The 9,401-nt window shown below is 54.7% G+C and carries 9 protein-coding genes; 2 read left to right on the top strand and 7 right to left on the bottom strand.

Features of this window, described 5'->3' with window-relative positions; genetic code table 11:
- Positions 1-302 precede the first annotated feature (302 nt).
- From VNL73_07875 to VNL73_07860, 4 genes are all read right to left on the bottom strand, one after another.
- Complete coding sequence (locus VNL73_07875) at positions 303-1,259, bottom strand: MauE/DoxX family redox-associated membrane protein (GenBank protein HXF49326.1); 957 nt, start codon at positions 1,257-1,259, stop codon at positions 303-305.
- 216 nt (positions 1,260-1,475) lie between these two features.
- Positions 1,476-1,601: an IPTL-CTERM sorting domain-containing protein gene (locus tag VNL73_07870; protein HXF49325.1), complete on the bottom strand. Its 126-nt coding sequence runs from the start codon at positions 1,599-1,601 to the stop codon at positions 1,476-1,478.
- Between the two features lie 416 nt (positions 1,602-2,017).
- A complete protein-coding gene (locus VNL73_07865) occupies positions 2,018-2,755 on the bottom strand; it encodes a hypothetical protein (GenBank protein HXF49324.1) in 738 nt (245 codons plus the stop codon).
- Positions 2,756-3,234: 479 nt separating this feature from the next.
- Positions 3,235-3,774 (bottom strand): IPTL-CTERM sorting domain-containing protein, encoded by a 540-nt coding sequence (locus VNL73_07860; protein ID HXF49323.1) that lies wholly within the window; start codon positions 3,772-3,774, stop codon positions 3,235-3,237.
- Positions 3,775-4,015: 241 nt separating this feature from the next.
- On the opposite strand from VNL73_07860, the gene VNL73_07855 reads away from it, so the two are divergent.
- Entirely contained in the window at positions 4,016-4,909 is an 894-nt protein-coding gene (locus VNL73_07855) for a prenyltransferase (GenBank protein ID HXF49322.1), read from the top strand.
- Between the two features lie 19 nt (positions 4,910-4,928).
- On the opposite strand, the gene VNL73_07850 is transcribed toward VNL73_07855, so the two are convergent.
- The 3 genes from VNL73_07850 to VNL73_07840 form a co-directional block, all read right to left on the bottom strand.
- Positions 4,929-5,927 (bottom strand): DUF1028 domain-containing protein, encoded by a 999-nt coding sequence (locus VNL73_07850; GenBank protein ID HXF49321.1) that lies wholly within the window; start codon positions 5,925-5,927, stop codon positions 4,929-4,931.
- Positions 5,924-6,931, bottom strand: coding sequence for a DUF1028 domain-containing protein (locus VNL73_07845; protein ID HXF49320.1), 1,008 nt, complete (start codon positions 6,929-6,931; stop codon positions 5,924-5,926). The genes VNL73_07850 and VNL73_07845 overlap by 4 nt, the downstream gene beginning before the upstream one ends.
- A 71-nt stretch (positions 6,932-7,002) precedes the next feature.
- Positions 7,003-7,596, bottom strand: a complete 594-nt coding sequence (locus tag VNL73_07840; GenBank protein ID HXF49319.1) for a NifU family protein — start codon at positions 7,594-7,596, stop codon at positions 7,003-7,005.
- A gap of 732 nt (positions 7,597-8,328) precedes the next feature.
- Here VNL73_07840 and VNL73_07835 point away from each other — a divergent pair.
- Positions 8,329-9,279, top strand: a complete 951-nt coding sequence (locus VNL73_07835) for a hypothetical protein (GenBank protein ID HXF49318.1) — start codon at positions 8,329-8,331, stop codon at positions 9,277-9,279.
- Positions 9,280-9,401 lie beyond the last annotated feature (122 nt).

The following is a 9,401-nucleotide window of genomic DNA, read 5'->3' as shown; positions in this document are numbered from 1 at the left end:
GGTAGGATGATTGCAAAAATCCTCTTCATCTTTCTCACCTCCTCTATGGTTTAAAGTTCAACAAAAAAGCCGACCCCATCTTCGAGTCGGCTTAAAGCTCTCAAACAAACAAGACGCTATATGTCTTGTGTCTTGTGTCTTAAAGTAGCGGGCTGTCTATCGGAGCTGTCTCTTCGTTCCGCTACGAAAATATTGCTTTTACTCGTAGCCATAATCTCTCCTTCTTGCCCGAAAAGATAACCCCCCGGCAAAAAGCTTGTCAAGCAAAAAAGGGAGGCGGAGAAAGCCGAACGGAAAAGGTTTCAGTTGGAGGGGGAAGAGGGAGCTTCTTCAATGGCCCCGCCCTCTTTCAAAACCCGCAGGGCTTCATTGACGGAGGGGGTGGAATCAATCGGCCAGGTGTGGCGGACGATTCCTTCCTTGACCCAGAGCAGGGCCGGAATTTCCGGATTTAGCAACAAGAACTTGCGTACCCTTTCGATTTGGCTTCCACCGGGCACAAAGCCAACCGGAAAATCGACCGGCATTTTGGATTTAAGAAACGCCAGCTCCTCCGGCGAGTTGGGGCAGACCGCCACCAGCTTGGGGGTGGCGTGGCTTTTGGCCAGCGTGTTCAGCTTCGGCATCGCCGCCTGGCAGTGCTCGCAGTCGGTTTCAATCAGCGCCAGAAGGTAATCCCCCTTGGCCAAATCGGCCTCCAACTGCTCCGGTTTCAAATCCCCCACGTAAGAGCCGACCCCTTCCTTGGCGAATACTTTGGGCCGGCTTTCCGGAAAAAGATACGGCAGCCCGAATCCCGCGACGATGGAAGCCCCTATTAATGCCGTTTTGAACCTGCCCGCGCTCCCCGCCGGCGGGGAAAAACGCCAGGCCACAATGGTAATGAAAAGCAAAACCAGCTCAACAATAACCTCCACAACCGGATTGAGCCGGACCAGTTTGCCAAAACAGCCGCAATCTTCCGAAAGCCCGCCCACCAGATTCCAGGTGGTGACGGCCAGAAAGACGAGCATCACGGCAAAGGTGGCGGGCAGAACCAAACGGGGCCAGATGTTGAAAAGCAAGGCCGTCCCCAGAATGATTTCGAGGGCGATAAAGAAACGCGCCAGCCAAAGGAGCATCGGGTCGGGGAGCCCCAAGGGGAAGGTTTTGAGCACGTAGTAGAAAAAATTTAAATCCATCCCCTTGGCCGCCCCGGCGACGATAAAAACCAGCCCGATGATAATTCGCGCAACTTTGCCTATCCCGCTACCGGCCATCGGCGTAAACTATACTAAAGCCCAATCCATTTGTCTATAAGAATCCCTCGAAACTTATACAAACGAAAAAACGGAGGGTTTTCCGCGTTTTTTGCGGCCCAGCAAAAAAAGGAGCCCCCCGATTGGTCGGGGGGCTCGTTTCCGAGTGTGGGGATTCCTGCCCTACGCATAATGCGTCCCCCCTCTCCGATGCGGAGAGGGGGTCAGGCGGTGAGGTTACACCGCTACGTTAACCCTCCTTCTCCGGAACATCCACACCGCCGTACCGGCCAGAAGCAAGGCCAAGGCGATGAGGCCGTAGGTGGTGAGGGAGGGGATAGGGACTGCTTGTCTAATTTCCAACCTCTCCGTTGCGGCACCGTGTGGCACTGCACAACTGGGAATGCCAACACTGTTGGGCAAGGAGGGCAAGTTTACATCGCAACTGCCCGTATCTGGAGCGGCTGGGCGCGACCAGCTGAATTTTACATCATTCGGCACATTGGCCACATCCAACTCTACAGATACCGGACCGCCACCGGGAGCTGTGAGGTTAAAAGCACCCCCCGCAAGTGGAACGTTGTTAAAGGTGAGGTCACCCTGTGCGGTTACCGTTTGGGTACCGTGTAACGTAACCCGAATCTTGACCGCAAGAGCTTGACCCACGAATACGACCGTGCACAAAGTCAACAGCACCGCCAATTTCAATATCCGTTGCCTAAGCATACGTTTCTCCTTTTTATTAAACGTAATCAGTTGATCAATAAAATCTATTCCACCTACCGCATAAGAACTAGCGGCGGTCCGCGGTTTTGTGGAGTAGGATAAACTTTTTGGGCAAAAAGCCCGGGTTGGGGAGCAAGGTCCCATACGCTTTCGCATTCCCATGCTCCCTGCCCCCGGGCTTTTGTTAGTGATATGGCTTTTTCGATGGCGAAAACGAGGATGGAATTGACTAAAACGATTACGAAAGAGACGGCCAGAAAGCCGAACAGGACGGAAAGGCCGTGGAAAAACGGCGCCTCCCCCACGAACGGGCGGGGAGACCCCGCCCCTACGGAAAAAACGCCTAATTTGAGAAGGCAGAGTTCGAAACCGACCCAGAACAGAGCCACAAAAAGTGGGTTGAAGCCGAAGTGTTCCTTGGCGCGGGCGACGGCCCAAGCGAATAGGGCGAAAAGGACAGTGCCCAAAGAGATGGTGAGCACAGTTATAAGCGGAGCGACCAATAAGTCGGAGAGTTTCCAGATGGAAAAGAAACTGAAGCCGAAAAAGAGGCCGAGCTGGAGGGTGCTCAAGGCGTCCAACCGGATGATGCGATAGAGAAAGGGGACTAAGGCAAAAAAGGAAAGATACCAGTAGTTGGGGAAAAGATTGGCGACGAGTAATAGGAGAGCGGAAGAACCGGCAAAAAGGAAATTGTCGGCCGGCCCGCCGATCCGCATTTCGCCCCCGTTTTTTTCAACGCCTCCGGTAAACGGCGGCGTTTTCGAGCCATCCGCCAATGCTGCCCGCATTGGCAACCTGCCTCCCGCTCCGGCTTTTCAGCCGGAATAGGTTGTTACGCTCGGCTCGCGACCTTCCATGCCTCTTGCTTGGCAGGTAATTTGCCGACCCCAGCGAACCAAGCTGCCCCAAAAGCCCATATGGGCTTTTGCTCTTCTTCGCGACTAACTTTCGGCGACTATTTCTTGACTGTAGTGGGCTTACAGTCCGTCCAGCCCCTCAACTGGAACAGGCCGACCCTTTGAAAGGTATGGGACCTTTTCTGTCGGAGCATAAAATAAAAACCTGACTTAACAGAGTCAAGGGTTATTTTAAATATTAAATAACTGAATAAACTCCAAGAAGATATAAAGAAATGTCTAATGGGAAACTGCTTCGCAAAAACTGCGTTTTCAAGAAAAAAAATTGATAAGCTAAACGGCGAAAAAGAATTAAAAAAATCCCCTGATTCCAAATATCGGAAACAGGGGATTTTTTTAAGTGAAGTTGCCTACGCCAGTTTTGTATCGCGTCTACGGAACATCCACACCGCCGTCCCGGCCAAAAGCAGGGCCAGAACAACAAGGCCGTAGAAGGAAAGCGAAGACGCCGACCCGCAGGCAGGTAGGCTGGGGTTCTGGTTGGCATCGTTCCGCGTAAAGGTTTGGCCCGCCTTGCTGCTGTCGCTGGTCAGCTCCAACCCGTTCAGTTTAAGGGAGACCAGGATCCGATTGCCGGTGGCGTTAATCTGGACCCGGTCTGTCTCCAGCGCCTGAATGCGGAAGAATTTGCAATCCAACTGATTCAATCCTTCAAAAACGATCCGGTTGCGGGTGGCGTTGGCCGAGGCCAGCGAATCGGTTTCGAAAATTATCATGTCCACGTTGCCGGCCACCTTGCCAAAAACCGTGCCGTCCTCCACGGTCAAGGTATCGATCGCCTTTCGGCCCGCCGTCCCCCCAATCTGAAAAGCGGCGCCGAGAAGACCGGCCGGGAATAGAAACAGAAGCCCCCCGGCCGTCCAGGTCAAAAACCGTTTGCGGAATACCATACTACCTCCCTTTTCTGTGTGGTATGACTACGCCAACCACGGGCGGCCCCGGTGGGACGGGGCAAGGTTTTGGCCAAATACCCCTCAATTCTGGCGGCTAACTTGGATAGCGCCGGAAATATTCACTCCTCCCTATGGGCTTGTCAAGAGTTTTTGACGCCTGAAGCCGAAAAAAATTCCATTGGGAGTTCTTGAATTCCCGACCCCGGAAGTCCATATTGGCCGGATGAAATTCCGGGAAATGCTTTTTTTGCTCCGGTTTCATCAAATGCCGGCCGGTTTGGTGCCAATTTTGGCAGGGCTGGCCTACGCCTGGTGGGAGACCGGCGTCTTCGATTTTCCTTCCGCCTTGACCGTATTTTTTCTGACCGGCTTCACGCTCCTGGGCGCCGCCTGCCTGGACGACTATTTCGACCACCGCTCCGGGGTGGACATAAAAGTGGAAAACCGGACTTTGCTTTCCGGCGGGAGCGGGCTTTTGCAAACGGGGCGCTGGAAGGCGCAAACCATGCTCGGTTTGGGAATCGCCGCCCTCGCATCGGCCCTTTTTTTAGCCGTCCGACTGGCGGCGCTTCACGCCAATTGGACGCTGACCGGCATCTATACCTTCGGGATTCTCTCCGTGATTTTTTACGCCGCCCCCCCGCTTTCGGCCGCCTACCGGGGTTGGGGGGAACTTTTAATTGCCGCCAACTTCGGCCCGACGGCCTTGGAGCTTGGATACGCCTCGCAAACCGGAAGTTTCAGCTTCCGGTTGCTCCCGGCCGCCCTGACTTTTTCCGGCCTGATTCTGGTGGTCCATCTGCTGCATGAAATGCTGGACTACGAAGCCGACCGCTCCGCGGGGAAGAAAGGATGGGTGGTGCTTTTGGGGCTTGAGAGAAGCGAAAAACTGATCTCGATGCTTCTAATTCTCCCCTATGTTTTGCTTCTCTTGTCGGTTGCGCTTGGCCTCCTCCCCTTTGCCGCCCTTCTCCCCTTGGGCACGGCCGCCTGGGCAATCGGCCTTATAAAAAAAATCAAACGGGCGGAAAGTCAGGAGATGGTTTTCTCCGCTTTGGCTGGAAGCTTTCTTCTTCATCTGGTATTCGGGCTGCTTTTGGCGGCGGGACTAATTCTGGCGCGGTGGATGTAAGGCGGGCGAAGGTCGCCTCTTACTTGGTGCGCAGCATCCCCGTCATTTTCCGGAATTCCTGATCGTGAATTAAATTATCCAAATCGGAATCGGAGCGGGCGGTAATGATTAGATATTCATCCCGCAAAAAGGCCTCCTTCAAACTTTTCTTGGCCTCCTCCAGCTTGTCGGCCATGGTTAGATAGCAGCCCAACTGATACCAGTTATAACCCGTGGCGGGGTCCAGGGAAACCGCCCGGCGGGCCTCGGCAATCATTTTCTCGTAATCCTTTTTCTCCCGAAAAGTTTCCGCCTTCAAAATGGCGTTGAAGGCCAGAACCTTGTTTAAAAGCCGCCGCAATTCCAAAAGCGGATTTTTGGAATCATCCGTGCGGATGTCGATATAGCGGTCGTTGAAGCCGGCATATCCGGCCCCGGCCCGGACGACGAGCAGGGCCGCCGACTGCATCCCGCGCGAATCCCCGCCGGCCCGCTGGCCGGCCTCCAGCGCGGCCATCAGCCGTTCCGCCAGCTCGCCGGAAGTTCCTTCGAAAGCCGAAGCCATCGAATCCACCACCGCCTGTCCGGCAAGCAGGTTTCCTTGACAGGAATAGTATGATCCGGTTTTGCTCCCCTTCCAGTCGATGCAGGAATCCCCGGTATGGACGGCGACTTTGCCGCGGGCGTCGATGACCGCCAGCTGCCGAACCGCCGGACGGTCATCCGCTTTTAAGAGCGAATCAACCACCTCTTGAGGTGAGAGTCCGCGCTCAAGCAGCGCCAGCCCCCGCGGGCCGAAGCCCGGGTTGGTGGTGGCCTGCGTGGCGATGGCGCCGACTCCGGCTTTTGCATAGGGGACGCGCGCCCCGACTGCAAACGCCTTGGACTGCACTGCCACCCCCAGATCCCCATTGGCTGAATCGTAGGCCACGATGGAAAAAGTGTTGAAAAGCTCTTCGTCGGATTGGGGAGAAGTTGCAAAGGAATTTACTCTGGCGACAAGCAGAAAAAAAAGCGAAAGGAGAATGCGGAACTTCATTTCTTCTTCGCCCTGGCATCCGCCTCCTCCACCATTTTTTTGAAGCTGGCCGCTGGACGGATGTTGGAGAGGTCCGCGTCTTTACCTGCCAAATCCGCCATCTTGGGATTCAACTGCAAGGCCTTTTTCAGCGCGACCAGGGCGTCCTCCTTTTTGCCGGAAAGGGAAAGGTAGCAGGCATAATCGTAGTGGCAGTCGGCGTTGGCCGGGTCGGCCAAAACCGCCTTTTCCGCCTCCTTCACCGCCCCCTCCAGATTTTTATCCCGGTAATACCGCCCGGCGATTTGCAAATACTTTATCCCCTGCTGAATCCGCAAAAGCCGGCGCATCTCCTTGAAGGGATCGGGAGCGTCATCCACCCGCAAATCGATGTAGCGGTCGCTGTAGCCGGAATATCCCCCTTGGTCTTTGACCACCAGAAGCGCCATCGACTGCATCCCGCGGGAATCCCCTCCCTGCCGTTGCCCGGCTTCCATCGCCGTCAAAAGCCGTTCCGCCAGTTCCCCTTTGGATGCTTCATAGGCCGCCGCCATCGCATCCACCACCACCCGGCCGGTCAGAATATTCCCCTGGCAGGCGTAGTACTGCCCGGTTTTGCCTCCGGCCCACGCCAAACAGGAATCCCCGGTGTAGGTGACGGCGTTTCCGCGGGCGTCAATGATGCCGGCTTGGCGGCGGGCCCGCATTTCGTCCGGGCGGGTTAAGCTGTCCATCACTTGCTGGGGGGACATTCCCGATTCCAGCATTTCCAATCCGCGCGGCCCGTAGGTGGTGTTGGCGTAGGATTGCGTGGCGACCGCCCCGACTCCCGCCTTGGCCCACGGCACGACCGTGCCGACGGCAAAAAATTTTGACTGAACGGCCACCCCCAGCTCGCCGGTGGCCGGGTCGTAGGCCACGATGGAAAAAGTGGCCACCGGTTTCGGGCTTTCAGTCTTCGTTCCGAAGACCAGCCCCGCGGTCAAAGCACTCAAAAGCAATCCGAATCCAAAAGCTCTGCGCATAACTCCTCCTGTTTTTACGGAATTAGAAGCGGATTGGCCAAAAAGCAAGGGCATATCGAGCCCGGAGAAAATTACGGGGTGTAGAACGGGTTCGTGCCGGAGGCGTGGTCGGTGACGTCCAGAATCTCGACCACGTGCGGAATTTCGTGGCGGATGGCGGTCTCGATGCCGTAGCGCAGAGTCGCCATGGACATCGCGCATCCCTGGCAGCCGCCCCCCATTTCCAAAAACACCCGGCTCTCCTTGACGTCGATGAGCCGGACAAACCCGCCGTGGTTGGCGATGGCCGGGTTGATGAGCGTGTCAAACACTTCCTGAATTTTGGTTTTCACCGCCTCGTCCGGCAGTTTCTGCGCGGCAAACTCCGCCGACACGGCCGGCTCCCCGGAGGAAAGATGCGCCCGCACCGCCTCCCCCGCCTTGGGGGCCAGGGTCTTCCACTCCTCCCAGCCGGACTGGGTGAGAATGATATTGTTCCCGGCAATCCGCACCGATTCTATCCCCTCGATGGCGAAAAGCTTGGCCGCCAAAGGGGACCCCGAGGCCTTTCCCCGGTCGTCGAAATAAGCCGAGCCCTCGGCATAGACCGGCCGGTCCACCTCCAAGCGGCAGACGTTCGGCTGGTAAGGGTCTAAATGCGCGTTTATCTTGATTCCCGAATCCATCCCAAATAATATACCCTTTCCGGAGGGAAAAACAATCGGGGATTGAAGAACAAAAACGATGGGATTTGAGTTGTGAATTTGGAAAAATGGGCAAAAAAAGGGGGGGTAATTTTTAGGAGGGCTGCAAAATCGGGGGGATTTTGCAGGGGAAAATGCAACCTCTCCCTGACCCTCTCCTAAAAGGAGAGGGGACAAGAGATCATTTCAGGGAAGGGAGGGACAGAGCGGGAGCTCTGCCCTCTCGCCTTTCCTTTTTCCCCTCAACCCGCCTTTGGCGGGTTTGGGGCTTTGTGTTTCTTTTGTTTCGCGCAACCGGGTTTTAAAACAGCCGTGAAAGTGGAGACGGGACATGTTATATGATAGGTCCTCTCCATGCGGCCGTCTGTGTAGTTGAAATGCCCGCACGCGACGGACTCCGCGCGGGCGCAGGTCTGGTCTAATCCGCTTTCCCTTTCAAGGAGAAGCGGGGGTTTGGCCACAAAAAAGCGGCTGTCCTTTCCCCCAGGCAATGGAGGAAATCAACCCCGAAAGGGTGGGGAATCCGTGTTCTTTGCCATACCGGCTCCCTTATCCTTTTTGGGGTTCGGCCCGGTCACGCCAGGTGCGCCGAGCCGACCCGTTTGCACGAGAGGGATGGCGGCTTGGGAGTTAGCCCTTGCCACGTCCCTCTATAAATAGGGCTCTTTCGCCATTCACTCTAAAGTTGTTGTGAATTTGCTATCCCTTGTCGGTATGATTTTAATTTCCAGTTTTGCCGATAATTCAAGAGAGATGCCCAGACTTGCAAAGAAAATTTCGGCCGTTCTATTTCTCGGGTTTTTTGCATTTCCTCTCTCCGCTTTTTGCCAAGCCGATACCGCCTGGGTGCGGCATTACAATGGGACAGGGAACAAAACGGATGAAATGAGAGGAATCGCCGTGGATGACAGCGGAAATGTGGTAGTTACCGGCTACAGCGGGGACGGGTCAAGTACCGGTGAACAAGTCACAATTAAGTATGACCGAAACGGCAACCAACTTTGGCTTCGGACTTACAATGGGGTAATAAATACCGGAGATTATCCCGCTCTTCTCACCATGGATAAAAAAGGAAATGTATATGTGACAGGTGGAACAACGTCTGGGCATGACTGCCTAACGATCAAGTACGATTCAGATGGAAATCAAGTTTGGGCCGCCCGCTATTACGGGCCCGTAAATGGAATTGACATAGGATTAGCAGTCACGGTTGACGAAAGTGGGAATGTCTATGTAACCGGGATCAGTGAAGGAGTACTACGGAATTGTCCCAATTACTACTTCACCTTCTATGATTTCGTAACCATAAAATATGATTCCAATGGAAACCAGCGCTGGGCTGCTCGGTACTTTCCTCCAGGGGGAGATGATTATTGGAATCGTGCCTTTTTAATTGCGGTTGATTCATTGAGTAACGTCTATGTCGCCGGATATAGTGAGCATTGCCAAGGGCCAGCAGAATGGGTAGTCATTAAGTACGATTCAGTCGGCTCCCAACTTTGGGTACGATCCGACATCATACAACCATGGAGTACTTCTGCCGGTGCTCCTTTTGCACTAAGATTGGATACCAGCGGATATGTTTATTTGTCTGGAGGAAGTCAGCAGGATAGCACAGCTTATCGCAACTATACGACTGCTAAATATTATACTGCTCCCCATTAGTGACAGGGTAGGATGAATGGAGTAGATTGTGGCTGAATTCACAAGGAGGATTCAGCGATGCGGAAGCGGGTCTTTGACGGCAAGACCAAAGCGAAAGTAGTTTTGGAGGGGTTGCGGGGGCG

The sequence above is a fragment of the Verrucomicrobiia bacterium genome (assembly GCA_035574275.1).
Lineage (GTDB): Bacteria > Zixibacteria > MSB-5A5 > DSPP01 > DSPP01 > DSPP01.
The sequence above is the reverse complement of the archived record's forward strand: the minus strand, read 5'-3'. Positions and strand labels throughout refer to the sequence as shown.